Origin of the sequence: Corynebacterium mendelii (genome assembly GCF_017307055.1) — a bacterium.
In the GTDB taxonomy this organism is placed as follows: Bacteria; Actinomycetota; Actinomycetes; order Mycobacteriales; family Mycobacteriaceae; genus Corynebacterium; species Corynebacterium mendelii.
Genome location: NZ_JAFLEQ010000016.1, coordinates 117,439 through 132,036, shown reverse-complemented (window position 1 = coordinate 132,036; position 14,598 = coordinate 117,439). Strand labels below are relative to the sequence as shown.

General features: G+C 59.1%; 9 protein-coding genes. 3 read left to right on the top strand and 6 right to left on the bottom strand.

Features of this window, described 5'->3' with window-relative positions; genetic code table 11:
* Positions 1–5: 5 nt before the first annotated feature.
* Together JZY06_RS09025 and JZY06_RS09020 are read right to left on the bottom strand one after the other, a co-directional pair.
* Entirely contained in the window at positions 6–4,979 is a 4,974-nt protein-coding gene (locus JZY06_RS09025; protein WP_207279224.1) for a DEAD/DEAH box helicase, read from the bottom strand.
* A 227-nt stretch (positions 4,980–5,206) separates the two neighbouring features.
* The gene (locus tag JZY06_RS09020; protein WP_207279461.1) at positions 5,207–6,646 is read right to left on the bottom strand and encodes a glyceraldehyde-3-phosphate dehydrogenase; all 1,440 of its coding nucleotides are present in this window, start codon (positions 6,644–6,646) and stop codon (positions 5,207–5,209) included.
* Positions 6,647–7,169: 523 nt separating this feature from the next.
* Between JZY06_RS09020 and JZY06_RS09015 the strand changes: the two genes are divergently transcribed.
* The gene (locus JZY06_RS09015) at positions 7,170–8,354 is read left to right on the top strand and encodes a GNAT family N-acetyltransferase (RefSeq protein WP_207279223.1); all 1,185 of its coding nucleotides are present in this window, start codon (positions 7,170–7,172) and stop codon (positions 8,352–8,354) included.
* Between the two features lie 55 nt (positions 8,355–8,409).
* Here JZY06_RS09015 and JZY06_RS09010 read toward each other — a convergent pair whose 3' ends face one another.
* The 4 genes from JZY06_RS09010 to ppk2 form a co-directional block, all read right to left on the bottom strand.
* The gene (locus JZY06_RS09010) at positions 8,410–8,823 is read right to left on the bottom strand and encodes a GntR family transcriptional regulator (RefSeq protein WP_207279222.1); all 414 of its coding nucleotides are present in this window, start codon (positions 8,821–8,823) and stop codon (positions 8,410–8,412) included.
* A 47-nt stretch (positions 8,824–8,870) separates the two neighbouring features.
* Positions 8,871–9,869, bottom strand: a complete 999-nt coding sequence (locus JZY06_RS09005) for an acrylyl-CoA reductase family protein (RefSeq protein ID WP_207279221.1) — start codon at positions 9,867–9,869, stop codon at positions 8,871–8,873.
* 385 nt (positions 9,870–10,254) lie between these two features.
* The gene (locus tag JZY06_RS09000; RefSeq protein WP_207279220.1) at positions 10,255–11,304 is read right to left on the bottom strand and encodes an enoyl-CoA hydratase/isomerase family protein; all 1,050 of its coding nucleotides are present in this window, start codon (positions 11,302–11,304) and stop codon (positions 10,255–10,257) included.
* A 289-nt stretch (positions 11,305–11,593) separates the two neighbouring features.
* On the bottom strand, positions 11,594–12,514 hold the full coding sequence (gene ppk2, locus JZY06_RS08995; protein WP_207279219.1) for a polyphosphate kinase 2: 921 nt from the start codon (positions 12,512–12,514) through the stop codon (positions 11,594–11,596).
* Positions 12,515–13,051: 537 nt separating this feature from the next.
* Between ppk2 and JZY06_RS08990 the strand changes: the two genes are divergently transcribed.
* Complete coding sequence (locus tag JZY06_RS08990) at positions 13,052–13,987, top strand: CAP domain-containing protein (RefSeq protein WP_207279218.1); 936 nt, start codon at positions 13,052–13,054, stop codon at positions 13,985–13,987.
* 154 nt (positions 13,988–14,141) lie between these two features.
* A complete protein-coding gene (locus JZY06_RS08985) occupies positions 14,142–14,597 on the top strand; it encodes a hypothetical protein (RefSeq protein WP_207279217.1) in 456 nt (151 codons plus the stop codon).
* The last annotated feature ends 1 nt before the right edge of the window (position 14,598 follow it).

Below are 14,598 nucleotides of genomic sequence, written 5' to 3'. Positions count from 1 at the left end.
GACGGTTACTCCTCCACCATCGAGTTGACGATCATGTTGGTCTCAACGGCAACCCGGGCTACCCGCGCAATGAGATCGACAATGTAGCGGGGATTGCCAACTTCGTCGCACCAGTCATTCGGATCGTTGATGATTCCGGATTTCTTATCCTTTTTGACCTGGTACCGATCAATCAGCCAACCGAGCGCTGACCTTGAACCCAGCATGTATTCTTCGGCTTCGGCCGGAATATCTGTGATGGTGACAGCCTTATTGTAGATCAGCTTTGTCACATCGTTGACGTTCTTACCGGTCTCTGGGTCCTTCTTCTTGGCCCATTTCATCTTGGAAACACGCCACGTCTCGCGGTCATTCTCGTCAGCAGACTTTTTCACCGAAACCGTAACTGGATAGGGTTCGACCGATTCATAGTTGACATGCAAATCCATGAGACGCCGTCCGCAATCAACCATAAAATCAAAGCGTTCGCGATCTGTCGGAACCTCAATGTGGGGCAGTATCTTCTTCAAGTCAGCCCGGTATTTTTCCCTGTATCCAGGATCATGTAGCTGCGCGTAAACGAAGTAGAAGATGTCATCACTGGTGACATCCGGACCGAGCTTCTTCTTGTATTCAGCACGAATCTCATCGGTGATGTTGTCGACTCGACGGTATCCGTCAATGATCTCTCCAGCTTCTCCCACTGACGCATCCGAATTCTCAGCACCAGAGAATAGATCAAGCTCTCCCTCGGTAGGCGAAATTGGTTCCCAAGACCAACGGGCGAAAAACTTTCCCCCTTCAGATCCATAGAGATTCAAATCTGGGATAAGGGAAGTTCCGAACACCGAGAAGGGCTTCTTAGCACCAAGACCTAAGACGTAAATCCCAACATTGTCATGGTGCTTTGTCGGAAAGAGAGCGGGAAGACGATATGTACCAGTATTCAGATCCTTATTGAAGTAACAATGACTTTTAAAGAACGGCCGATAGAGGCTATAGAACTCCGAAGAGGAATCATAGGAAATATCCTGTAACACAGCAAGCTTATTCTGCAGCTCCAACGTCCACGCAATGAGAGTCGAATCTCTCAAGTCCGGTCGAGAGCTTATAAACTGCTCCGCCTCCACAACTGAAACTTTTTTGGCACAATCATACGTGCGCACCGAGTTAAATTCTCTTTTAGCCTGATCAAAGGTGCTAATTAGGAGTTCGATTGACCGCCTCAGATTATCAATTTTTAAGTTGTAGCACCACGCATCGCGATTAGTTTTTAGACCACCTGACTGAATTCTGAAATATTGCCTTTTTACACCCGTCCTATCGGCCAAAACTGGCCACTTATCAAACTCTTCCGATCGGCAATCAAGCCAATCACCCTCTTTGTTGGGGACAATATCCCGCCACTCAAGACTCAATAACTCAGAGTTTTTAACTATCTCTAGTTTCTCTTCTCGAGAAAGAAAATCCCCAACACTTCGGTAGTGAATTCGACACCCCGAAACCCCAGATTCCTTCACTCCCAAAAATAAAGTGATAGTCGTCTGTGAACCAGAACCGAAGATTTGCCCCCCTTCACGTTTCCAATCCGGATTGCGCATATTTCCCATTAAATTAAAGACATAGATTTCGGAAAAATCTTTTTCTAACGAAATGCGCACACCGTCAGCAGAGTTACTATCAATCCATCCACCGTTGGAGACAAACGCCACGATCCCTTGGTCACCAATGCGGTCGGTGGCCCAACGGTAAGCGCGAAGATAAGAATCGTAAAGCCTATTTTTGTTTGTTGCAGAGGACCGAGCTGCATAGGTCTCTGTAATGCGCCGGTCAAGCGACGGGTATTTCAGATTCTGGTTGTTGTCGTTGCCGGTCTTTTGTCCTGCAGAGTAGGGCGGGTTTCCGACAATGATGTGGATGGGCGCAGACTTCTGGCGCTCCAGAGCCTTGTTGTTTTCCTTGAATACCTCGAAATCAAGGGCGTCGCCGTCTTCATAGGTCTGGAAGGTATCGCCCAAGGCAATGCCGTCAAAGGGCACGTAATCGGGTTCGGGTTTACCTTCACGAAGAGCGCGCTCAAGCTGCAGGGCATTGAAGGTGGACTCGATGTTGACGGCTGCGACATAGTAGGCCAGCAGCATGATCTCTGTGGCATGGATTTCGTTGGCGTACTTGCGCGCCAAATCTTCCGGTTCAATAAGACCACTCTGCAGCAGGCGGACAATGAAAGTTCCGGTTCCGGTGAACGGATCCAAGACGTGCACATCGTCATCTGTCAGGCCCTTGCCGAAGTGTTCCTTCGACAGGTCATCGGCGGCACGCAGAATAAAGTCGACGATCTCGACCGGGGTGTAGACGATACCGAGAGCCTCAGACTGTTTTTTGAAGGCCTTCCGGAAAAACTGTTCGTAGAGTTCCTTGACGACCTGCTGTTTGCCGGAAGCACTGGTGACCTCAGAGGCACGGACCCGCACCGATTCGTAGAACTTGTCCAGGCTGGCGGTTTCAGATTCCAGTTTGCTGTCGGCCAGGACGTCAACCATGCGCTGCATGACTTTCGACACCGGGTTATGCTCGGCGAAGCTGTGCTCTTTGAACAGCGCATCAAACACAGGGGCTGTGATCAGATGCTGGGAGAGCAGGCTGACTGCATCTTCCTCAGTGATTGAATCGTTGAGGTTGCCGCGCAATCCCTCAACGAAACGGTCAAACTCTTTTTTCGTTTTCGGGCTGGCATTGTCCAGAAGAGCATTGATGCGGGTGATCTGTGCCTGTGCAATGCCGGCCACATCTTCGGCCCAGTTGTCCCAGTATTCGCGGGAACCGACCTTTTTCACCAGCTTGACGTTCATGGCTTCCTGCCACTGTTCAAGAGAGAACAGCGCCAGTTGGGTCACCGATTTCGAGTCGCCGAAAGCTTCCGCGTCCCCTTCCCCATCGCCCGGTGTGTCACCTTCGATCACATTGGGTTTTACGACCCTATCGATTTCCAGGGGCAATTCAGGGGCCTGGTCTTTATCCAGCTGGATCGAGTTGACCTTGGCGTTGAACCGGTCGTCGTGGGCGCGCAGAGCGTTGAGGATTTGCCACACGACTTTGAACCGGCGGTTGTCGTTGAGGGCCACTTCCGGGGAAACATCCGGAGAAACAGCCACCGGCAAAATGATGTAGCCGAGGTTTTTATCCGCGGCTTTCCTCATGACCCGGCCCACAGACTGAACCACATCGACCATCGAGTTGCGGGCATTGAAGAACACAACGGCGTCCAGCGCCGGCACATCCACACCTTCACTCAAACAACGGGCGTTGGTGAGGATCCTTGTTTCGTTGTCGGACACGGAGGCCTTCAACCACGACAGCTTTGATTCGCGTTCCATTGCATTCATGGAACCGTCGACATGTTCGGCTTCGATGTCAAGATCGATGTGGTGCAGGCTGACATCATTGAGGGCCGAGGCGTCAACGAGTGATTCCCGGTAGTTGCCGATCAGTGTCGGGAAAGCACGGGCAATCTCTTTGGAAGTTTTGATGTCTTTGGCGAAAGCCACCGCACGCCGCATCGAGTAGTCATCCGTGGAAAAACCTTCCGCCGATTCCGCCAGCTTCCCGGAGCGTTTGGCCAGTGCATTCCAGGTACCGATCATCGCCGCAGCCGTGGTCAGGTTCAGTGCATTGGAGCCCTGGAAGACATCCTGCCGGGCCATCGCTTCGGCTGCGACGTCCTCATCGACTGTCATGACAACGACCTTGTAGTCGGTGAGCAGTCCTTTCTCCACAGCCTGCCCGAAGCCGATGCGGTAGAACTCCGGCCCGTAGATGGCTTCATCATCCATCGACGCGACCTCGGCGGAGACTTCTTCCGCCTTGTCTTTGAGGTTGTCATCGAATAACCGCGGCGTGGCTGTCATGTACAGCCGTTTGGCGGCTGCGATGTAGTTTTTGTCGTGGATTCTGGTGAAGGTGGAAGGCTCATCACCCTGGGCGGTAATACCGGTGGTGCGGTGCGCTTCATCGCAGATCACAAGATCAAACTCGTCTAGCCCTTTGCCCTGGGCGTCGTGGACAGCATCAAGTGACTGGTAGGTGGAAAACACCACATTCAGGCCCTTGGCACGCTTGCCGTGGCTGTAACGCTCGGCGATATCGGCACCCGTGGTGGACACCGGTACCTGCAGCTCGTAGGGGGCGATGTCTTCTGCTTTCCGGGAGACTTTCGCATCAGAGCACACGGCGAACGGGCGCAGCTCGACTTCCGACTGGGCGACCCATTCTTTCAGGGTTTGCGACAGCAAAGAGATCGACGGCACCAGAAACAGGATGTTGGCTTTTCCGTCTCTTTCTTCAGCCACCCTTTCCGCCAGGCGGAGGGAGGTGAAGGTTTTGCCTGTACCGCAGGCCATGATCAGTTTGCCGCGGTTGTGGGTTGTAAATCCTTCCAGCACCTTGTCGATGGCTTCAGCCTGGTGGGGCCGCGGCTGGAAGGTTTCCCTGCGGGAGAGATTGATCTTCATCTCGGAGCCGGGGAAGACCACATCCCAGTCGACCGGGGATTCCGCAATACTGGCCATGCCAATACGTGAGACCGGAATCGACTGGTCTTCCAACATCGCCTCAGCATTGGTCGACCACCGGTCGGTGGTGGAAATAATCAGCCGCTGGGCGAAGGTTTCCTTGCCGTTTTCGGTGGTTATTTTCCTTCCGGAAGCCTCGAAAAAGGAATCCAGGTGCCCTTTGTCCAGGAAGGCGGTTTCTTTGTAGAACTTGCACTGGATGGCAACCCAGCGGCCGTCTTCGATCCGGCGGGCCACCATGTCGATGCCGGTATCGGTTTTCCCGCCGTTGTAGCGCCAATCCCCCCACCGGCACACTTCGTCGTAGGTGGCAGCCAAAACCGGATCGGCCTGAAAATAGTTGACCATCAGTCTTTCAAAGGCAAGACCGTATTTGGCTTCCGGCTGATTGTCACGAAGAGCGGCAAGGGCATCCTGAAATGTCGGCATACATACCATTATGCGTATACCTCAGAGATTGATGTCGAACATTAAAGGGGCTTTCGCGTTCCTCCTGGTCGATGCCGGTCACAGGGCTTTCAGCTCCCCCCATAACAGACACCCGGCGTGCCGGACAGTGATCGTCTGCCTCTGGCGCACCGGGTGGTGTCGATTGTTTTGGTATTCGGTTGTTCCGTAGTGGCCGTTATTTGGATGTCACGACCTTTTTGCCCTTTTTAAACTTCACCGAGTTCCAGGCGGTGGGGGCGGACGCGGGGCCGGGAGCCGGCCACTTCTTCCACAATGCGGATCACCTGGTTGGAGTAGCCGAACTCGTTGTCGTACCAGACATAGACCACCGCATGGTTGCCCTGGGTGATCGTGCCCATGCCGTCAACCACACCGGCGTGGGTGGAGCCGACAAAGTCCGTTGACACGGCCTCAGGTGAGCGGATGTAGCCGACCTGTTGGCGCAGCACACTGCGCAGGGACACATTGCGCAGATAGGTGTTGATTTCCTCGGCTTCAGCGGGCTTGTCGAGGGTGAGGTTCAAAACCGCCATCGACACATCGGGGGTGGGCACACGGATGGCGTTGCCGGTCAGTTTCCCTTCGAATTCGGGCAACGCCTTCGACACCGCTTTGGCGGCACCTGTTTCGGTGAGCACCATGTTCAGTGTGGCGGCCCGGCCCCGCCGGTCACCGGAGTGGAAATTGTCGATGAGGTTTTGGTCGTTGGTGAAGGAGTGGACTGTTTCCACATGCCCGTAACTCACCCCGTAGCGGTCATCCATGGCTTTGAGCACCGGGGTGATCGCGTTGGTGGTGCAGCTGGCGGCGGTGATGATTGTGGTGTCGTCGGTGATGTCTTTGTGGTTGATGCCGTAGACCACATTGAGCAGATCGCCCTTGCCGGGGGCGGTGAGCACCACCCGGGCCACACCCTTGGACTTCAGGTGCTGGGACAGGCCTTCCTCATCACGCCAACGGCCGGTGTTGTCGACGACGATGGCATTGTCGATGCCGTATTCGGTGTAGTCGATTGTGGCCGGATCATTGGAGTAGATCATCTGGATCGGGGTGCCGTTGGCCCAGATGATGTCATTGTCGTGGTCGATGGTGATGGTGCCGTTGAACTGGCCGTGGACCGAGTCACGGCGCAGCAGGGAGGCCCGTTTGATGATGTCGTCGTCGCCTTTTTTGCGGACCACCACAGCCCGCAGTTTGGTTCCCAGTCCGCGGCCTTCCCGGGCGATGAGAATACGGGCCAGCAGCCGGCCGATCCGGCCGAATCCGTAGAGCACCACATCGGTGGAGGTGGTGTCGGCGTCCGCGCCGATGACATCGGCCAGCTGTTCGTTGAGGAAGTCTTTGAGTTCACCGTCATAGTCCCGGAAGTCCTGGGCCAGTCGGGCGATGTCGATGGACACGGTGGAGATGTCCATGTCCACCAGACACTCCAGGATGGGGTAGGTTTCCGACAGCGGCAGCGGCTCGTCGAGCAGCCGGCGGGCAAACCGGTGGGATTTGATGATGTCGATGGCGGTGACATTGTCGAGCAGGTGACCGAAAATCGATGTCACGACATTTTTTTCACGGTGCAGCCGCCCGAGCAGCGGGAGCATTTTCTCCGCGAGATCCAGCTTGTCGTTGAAGTTTCCGGACGGGTTGGTCAGTGTCGTCACTTGTGTGAAATCTCCTTGTGGCGGGCATGGGTGGTCAACGGTGGGGACATGGAAGTATTTACGCCCTTCACTAACGCTAGCCGGTCAACGCCGCCTGTACATGTGAATGGTTTCCACCCCCGTCCCCCCTCACGGCCAACCCCCTATCACATCCCGGCATTCTTGCTGCCCAGACGGCTTTTTGAGGGTTTTAATGCGATCTTTTTCACCGTCCTCATTAAGGGGGTTTTATGTAGCCTTCCCCACAGGTAGCCACCCCTTAATGAGGGTTATCTCCACTGGTCTGCCACCTCGGGTGGCAGACGGGTCCGGTACCCCGGGGTGTCCGGAAAGCACATCCCCTCATCCACCCGGCTGTGCCCTATAGTGGGGGCTTTGCACGGCAGGTAGTTAACGGACGACGCTCTGGTTGTCAGCCCGACGGGTGTTCCCGGCGGCCGCAACGGGTTGTCTGTCCGGTCGTTTTTCAAGGTATCTCGTTCAACCCCTATCGATTGGTGTGGTGGTCTCCCGGATGGAATCGTGTCGTTTTTACCCGTGGCTTTTTGCCCGGCCGTTACCGTCGGACCAGCCGTCTGAGGCGCTGGCCGACTATGTGTTCATGTCCAATCTGGCGTCCCAGCAGATCACCGGCAGCATGCAGGCTTCCACCACCGGCCGGGCCACCATCCACCAGCTTGTGCCGGGTCCTGAATCAGAAGCTGTGCTGGCCTGTGTGACCGATACCCCGGATACGGATGCGCCCGGTGATCCGCAGATCAGCCGGTGCCCGTCAACGGGGTGGCCGATCGCCGATGCAGCCGATCACGGGGATGCCACTGTTGTGCCCCGGGGCAGGACCCACGGCTGGGTGCTGGTGTGTTTTCCCGCCATCGATGACACCGGTGTGGCCACCCTGTCACCGGAACTTGATGTCGATCATCTGCCGCTTCCCGGTGATCCGGGTCCGGTGGACGGATCCACTGCCGCTGTCGCCGATGCCCTGGTGGCTGCCGGTGAACGGTTGGCGGAAGTCAATGGGCGCACCACCGCCATCTGTTCGGAGTATCTTCCCCTTTCCCCGGCGCCGGGTGACCGCTGGCTCGGGGAACGGTTGTCCCGGCGCGGATACACCCGGGCTTTGTCGGAGAAGGTGTGGCTGGTGCCGCTGGAGTCGGCCCGCAGGGCGGCCCGCAGTCTTCCCGCGCTCCCGGCGGGCTACCGGTTGGTCAGTTTCGCCAATGCCCTGGACCAGTCCGACACGGCTGTGACTGAGGGATTGTGCCGTCTCTTCGACCATTTCGCCGCCGATGCCCCGCACGGTGGGCTTCCCAGCACTCCGGGGCCGTGCACTCCTTCCCGGTTGGCTGAATCGGACCGGCGGGCCGCACAGTCCGGTATCGGAATTGCCACTGCCGTCATTGTCGATTCCACCGGCAGCCCGGTGGCCGCCGCAGTGGCGCACAAAGCCACAGATACAGCACAGGCGGCGGAATTGACCAGTCTGATTGTCGATCCGGCCCACCGCGGCTCTGGTTTTGGTGCAGCGGTCTCAGCGGGTCTTGTTCTTGCTGTTGCCGACTGGTGGCCGACAGTGACCGGACTGTGGGCCACTGTCGCCGACGGCAATCAACCGGTCATCGACTATCTCACCGGGGCCGGGGCCACCGCCAGGGCAGGCATTGACACCTGGATGCGGCAGCTGGACGACAAGCGCTGAGCAGGTTAAGGGACAAAGACGCCTGGTTTTTCTTGTCTTTTTCTTGTTTCCGCGGCTATCCGGCGGCGATGGCGTCGAGCTGTTTTTTCACCACGGAGGTGATTTTTGCGGTGGTCAGCCCCCGGGCGCGGGCAAACGCCACGGCTTCGGTGACGGCCCGGGCCAAATCTTTTTCCGCGGTGTCTTTGGCGGTGGCTGTCACCGCGATCCGGGTGCCGCTGCGGTCCCGGGTGACAGCCACCCCGTCGTCGACCAGCATGTTGTAGGCCTTTTTCACCGTCGCCGGATTGATCCGCAGATCATCGGCGAGCATCCGCACCGACGGCAGCCGGGAACCGGGGGCGAGATTACCCGCCGCCACCTGGTGCACTATGGAATCCCTGATCTGCAGAAACAGGGCTTTATCGCCCAGCGGGTCAATATCCGGGACAATGAAGGTTTCGGTTCCGGGGCGTTTTTTGCCTGCCATAATCGAACATGTCTCCTGTCACAGCTCGGGTGGGAAAAGTCGGCTGGTTAACCGGTGGCAACAACGGTCCGGCCGTGGCGGCGTCCGGCGAGAAGACCGGCGCCGGCGTCAGCGACGTGGTCGAGGTCGACGTCTTCAGTCAGTTCATCGAGCAGCTCGCCGTCCAGGTGTTCTGCCATCAACGCCCACGATTTGTTGCGGGAGCGCAAATCCTGGGTCACCGAGTTGATGCCGCGCAAAATAACCCCGCGCAAAATAAACGGCATCACGGTGGCGGGAAGATCCGCCCCCTGCGCCAGCCCACAGGCGGCCACGGTGCCCTCTTCGGTTGTCTGGGCCAAAAGATTGGCCAGCGTGTGGGAGCCGACACAGTCAACGGCCCCGGAAAAACGTGCTTTCTGCAAGGGTTTGCCCGGCTGCGACAACTCTGCCGCATCGATGACCGTCGCCGCACCGAGCCGGTGCAGGTAGTCGCTGAACTCCTCCGGCCGGGAGGTCACGGCTGTCACCGTTGCCCCCAAAGATTTCAGCAGCATAACCGCCACCGACCCCACGCCGCCGGTGGCACCGGTGACAGCCACCGGCAGGCCGGTGTCCTGGCAGCGGGCAATCACCCCGGTGTGGCGGAGCCATCTCACACACAGCGAAGCGGTGTATCCGGCAGTGCCGATGGCCGCGGCCCGGTGGGCGCTGATCTGCTCGGGGACAGCCACAGTTGCCTCCCGCGGAACCCTCACCCGGTCGGTGTAGCCGCCGTGGCGGCGCTCCCCCAGGCCGCCACCATTGGCGGTGACCAGTTGACCGGGCTGAAAGCTTCCGGTCGGATCATCGATGACATGACCGACCACATCAATGCCGGGAACCAGCTGCGGCAGGCGCATCACCCCGGGATTTCCGGACAGCGCCAGGGCATCCTTGTAGTTCAGCGAGGAGTAGCGGCAGTCCACCAGAATGCCGCTGTCCCCCCAGCCGCCGGAAGGGGTGTCAATGACGCCGGCCTTAACGGTGCCGTCATCGGTGCGTTCGACTGACAGTGTTTTACCCATGGGTTCAATCTAACCCAGTGATCAATCCCCTGTAGCACAATGGCTCCAACAGATACGAAAGTTCTAACCCAAGGGGTAAAATTGGTGTGCCACCGGTCACATACCCGGCGGTGTGATCCCGCCCGTTCCGTGGTGGCGCAGTCCCTTTCGGATACTTGTTGATCAGCGCAAATATCCCCCATACCCGCCGTCGGCGGGCAGCCCGGCCCCTCAGGCACATATGTCGCCTGCCGCTTATCCATCCGGCGGTGGCGGGTGTGGCCGGGTGTTTTTTACACCCGTACACCGAACCCCCGCGGAATGTGGGCCGGAAGGCGGGTCAAGGCCTCGGGCGCAACACTGCGCGGGGGGGAAGGGGACAACGATTTCGCTGCCGTCGCGCCGCTTAGTCGACCAGGTCGGCGTAGGCGGCAGCGTCCACGGCACCGGTGGTGGCCGGATCGAAATGCGGCGAGCGGTCTTTGTCAACCAGCACGGCCCGCACCCCCTCAACAAAGTTCGCGTCACGGCGCAGCCTGGCCCCCATGGTGAATTCGTTGTCCAGGGCTTTGCGGATGCTTGTCACCGTGCAGTTGGCGGCAATCAACTCGGCGGTGGCCACCAGGGAGGTGGGGTTGGCCGGTGCAAAAAGGTCAGCGACCATCTGGCAGAACTCCCTGTTGGGATGGTCGGCCAGGGCTGCCTCGATGTCGGCGAAGTGGTCGAAATCGAAACAGGCCTCAATGTCGTCACGCATCGCCTTCAACCGGCTTCCGGTCGGCCGGGGCCCGGAATAGAACTCCAGGGCCTCGTCGAGGGATTCGGCAATGAGCATGTCGGTGAAAGCCTCGGCATCGCCGGTGGCCACGAAATCGGTGGCAAGCCCGGTGTAGAGCATGTCGGCGGCATTCATCCGGTAGCCGGTCAGGCACAGAAATTGCGCCAGCGCTTTCGACGGTGCCGACTGCTCGGACGACATGCGGGGAAACATCCAGGTGGCACCGACATCGGGGCAGAAACCAATGGCCATCTCCGGCATGGCGGCCAGGGCTTTTTCGGTGATCACCCGGTGGGAGCCGTGCATGGAAATACCCAGTCCCCCACCCATGACAATCCCATCGATGACAGCCACCACCGGTTTCGGGAAGTTCGCCAGAAGGTCGTTCAGTTCGTATTCTTCGGTGAAAAACTGATCCGCCGGGGCATGGTTTCCCGCCAGAGCAGCCTCCCGCGACATGCGCACATCCCCGCCGGCGCAAAACGCTTTCCCGGAGGTCGAGTAGATGACCACCCGGTGCACCGAGTCGTCGTCACGCCACTGTTCCAGTGCCCCGGTGATGATCTCCACCATCTCGTGGTTGAGCGAATTCAGCGCCTTCGGACGGTTCAATGCCAGCACACCCGTCGAATTGCGGGCGAAGGCGTAGACAAGATTCTCGGTTCCGCGGTGTGTCATGGTTTCCAGTCTGGCACACAAAACGACCCCGTGCCGGAGCGGTAAAACACCATCCCCCACCCCCGTGGCGCATTCACTGCGCCCGTGGTGTCTTTTCCCGCTTTTCCCCGTGTTCACTTCGGCCGGGCAAAGCTGTCAGCTGCTCCGGAAAGCTGTGAAAAAGCCCTGCACACAGCCGCACCCGGCAGACAGGACTTCTGCCGGGTGCGGGTGGTGGCGGTGTGGAAAAAGTGTCACATGTTTTTGTCGCGGCCCCGGCAGGCCGCCCCCACGGCCGCCGGGGTATGGACTAGCTGTCTTTGTGCTCCTTGTGACCCTTGTGGTCTTTTTTGTGTTTTTTGTCCTTCTTGGTCTTGCTGCGGTGCTTGACCTTGTCGCGTTCGAGTTCGGCGGCAGCATCGGGCACATAGCGGAAATCGCTGCGCGGGGGACGTTCATAATCGCCCACGGAATCGGGGCGGGCCGGGATTTCGGGGACCGGCTTGTCGATTTTCTCGTAGGGCACCGTCGACAGCAGATGGCTGATGACATTGATGCGCGAGCGCTTTTTGTCCTCGCTTTCCACCGTGTACCAGGGGGCGGAGGGAATGTCGGTGTGGATGAACATCTCGTCTTTGGCCCGGGAGTAGTCCTCCCACCGGGTGATCGACTGCAGATCCATCGGCGAAAGTTTCCACCGGCGCAGCGGATCCTCACGCCGCGAGGTGAACCTTCTGACCTGCTCCTCGTCGGAGACGGAGAACCAGTACTTGCGCAGCATGATGCCGTCCTCGACCAGCAGGCGCTCGAAAATGGGGGCCTGGTGGAGGAAACGGCGGTACTCCTGCGAGGTGCAAAAACCCATCACCCGCTCCACCCCGGCCCGGTTGTACCAGGAGCGGTCGAAGATGACGATCTCACCGGCGGTGGGAAGCCGCTCGATGTAGCGCTGGAAATACCACTGCCCCTGTTCCCGGGAGTTCGGGGCGGGAAGAGCCTCGATGCGGCAGGTGCGGGGGTTCATGTACTGGGTGATGCGCTTGATCGCCGACCCCTTGCCGGCCGCGTCCCGGCCTTCCATGACAATGACCAGCCGGGCGCCGGTTTCGACCACCCACTGCTGCATGTCAACCAGCTCGGCCTGCAGGCGTTTGAGCTCTTTCTCGTAAGCCTTCTTGTTCAGCTTCGGCGGCTTGGTGACTTTGGAGTCTTTATTGTCCTTTTTTCCCATGCAAAAAACACTACCCAACCGCCGGGCGGGACAAACCACCTGTGCCTGACGCAGATAGCCGGAAGCGACCCGGCGCGGGCAGACAACAACCCACCCTGTGACGCGTGACACTTAAGTTGCACCCCGAAATAGGGTAGTGAATCCCCGTTTTCTGTGAACACCCTCACACAGATCACGTCCCGGTTCAGGCAGGTGACCACCAAAGTTACCGGCCCGGCCCATGCCCGGACTACACCACCAACCCACAATCAATTCACGTCGAACAGTCATTGCAGCCGCCCCACCTGAAAGCCACCTGCGCCTTCCCGCCGCGGACACCCCCTGGACCACGCCCCAACCGTGCGGCGGATTCACAGCCAAACCCCTCATGCCTCACGTAATTGCCCCCAAGACTTCCGGCGTTTCCTCCTCGTCGCAGACCCGTCACCTTCGACAACGCTCAGCAGGAAACCCCTGCGCAACTGTTATTTAAAGGGCGAAAGCGCTATTGTTTGAGGTGTCGGCACTCCCGTCTGCCGGGGATGTGTCGGCCAGGCCATGGCCGAGTCCGCCGTGCGCGGACATGTGTGGAAGGATTTCAGGCAACCCATTATGAGCAAGCACCGGCTCGTCAGCATGCACAAGCACAGGCGTCCCACCTCGCGTGTCAGAGTCACTCTCGCGAGCATGACCGCTGTGGCGTTGAGCATGTCAGCGGCATCGACCGGCTCCGCCGGGGCCGCCCCGTTGCATACCACCACTGACCACCAGCCCCCGGAGCAGGCCAATCCGCTCCACCCGGGTCTGATCGGCACAGTGGCCGCAGTGGTTGGTTTCGCGGCCATTGTCACGGTGATCGCCGACCACGCCGAGCAGTACCAGGCTGCCGCAGCCGACAATCAGCCGGTGCCCCCGCAGCAGACACTTACCGCCAGTAAAGACACCGACACCAATCCCTACGACTACCTGTCCCGGGATGCCGCGGGCATCGCCGACAACGCCGTTCCGGTGGCGGGATTGGAAGGCCCGTCGGTGGATCGGGCACGCGAAATCATGCTGCGCACCCTCAACACCTACCGCTCAACCCAGAATCTTCCGGAGCTTCAGGTCGACCCCTACCTGCAGCAGTCCGCCGACAGTGGGGCGCAGCGCCTGGGCCGCGCCATTGCCGCCAAGGGCGTCAATGCGGTGCGCCAGGCGAAGCTGAACAAAGAAGCCGACCTGGCCTACGACACCTCGATTCTGCGGGACTGGCTGGATACCGGTGAGATTGAACAGGCCGACTGGTACCAGGGCCGGGGCAAACATGCCGGGGCGGAAAACATCTGGTGGTCCAACAACGCCAATGCGCCCATGGCAGCCAACGAGGCCTGGGTGCGGGATCATTCCGCAGCCGCCAACCTGCTTGATCCGGACATGAAATACGTCGGTATCGGTGTCTACCGTGACACCTCCACCGGCCAGTGGTTCTTCGTCGAGCGTTTCGTCGGCTAACCGGCGGCAGCGGCCGACTTTCGGTTTTTCTTCCCCCACACACTTTTTGCCACCGGCCCGGTGGTTGTCCCGCATCTGTCAGGCGGGACAACCACCGGGCCGGTCGGCTATGCCAGCCGAGAGTTGCCGCCCTCCACCGGCTAGCATGAGCGTTATGGCCAAGAGAAAGAAAACCCGCCTGCCCGCCGCCCTGTGTCTGATCCTGCCGGTTTTCTGGCTGGGACTTCTGGTGGCGATTTCCGGCATTGAAGCGCCCCTGAAATTCCTCGCCCCCGGCATCACCATTCCCCTGGGGCTGGGGATTGGCCGACTGGTGTTTACCGCACTCAATATCGTCGAGTTCGTCGTTGCCGCACTGCTGTTTGTCGCCGCCCGCAATGCCGCCGCCCCGAAGCCTTTCCGCACGGGCCTGTACACGGCCATCGGGCTGCTGGTGTTCAAAGCCATTCTCATCCGGCCATTTCTCAATGCCCGCACCAATGCGGTTATTGCCGGTACCGGGGAGACCGGTTCCATCTGGCACTGGTTCTACATGGGGGCTGACACAGCGCTGGGCCTGGTGCTGATTTTCCTTGTTGTTCGGGCAGCCCAACGCTGGATCGTCCCCTGAG

Bases quoted from the DNA above. Each gene is read 5' to 3' on its own strand.
- JZY06_RS08990 (WP_207279218.1), top strand. From the start codon at position 13,052: ATGGCCGAGTCCGCCGTGCGCGGACATGTGTGGAAGGATTTCAGGCAA.
- JZY06_RS08985 (WP_207279217.1), top strand. From the start codon at position 14,142: ATGGCCAAGAGAAAGAAAACCCGCCTGCCCGCCGCCCTGTGTCTGATC.
- JZY06_RS09010 (WP_207279222.1), bottom strand. From the start codon at position 8,823: ATGGCAGGCAAAAAACGCCCCGGAACCGAAACCTTCATTGTCCCGGAT.
- JZY06_RS09015 (WP_207279223.1), top strand. From the start codon at position 7,170: ATGGAATCGTGTCGTTTTTACCCGTGGCTTTTTGCCCGGCCGTTACCG.
- JZY06_RS09000 (WP_207279220.1), bottom strand. From the start codon at position 11,304: ATGACACACCGCGGAACCGAGAATCTTGTCTACGCCTTCGCCCGCAAT.
- JZY06_RS09025 (WP_207279224.1), bottom strand. From the start codon at position 4,979: ATGCCGACATTTCAGGATGCCCTTGCCGCTCTTCGTGACAATCAGCCG.
- JZY06_RS09005 (WP_207279221.1), bottom strand. From the start codon at position 9,869: ATGGGTAAAACACTGTCAGTCGAACGCACCGATGACGGCACCGTTAAG.
- ppk2 (WP_207279219.1), bottom strand. From the start codon at position 12,514: ATGGGAAAAAAGGACAATAAAGACTCCAAAGTCACCAAGCCGCCGAAG.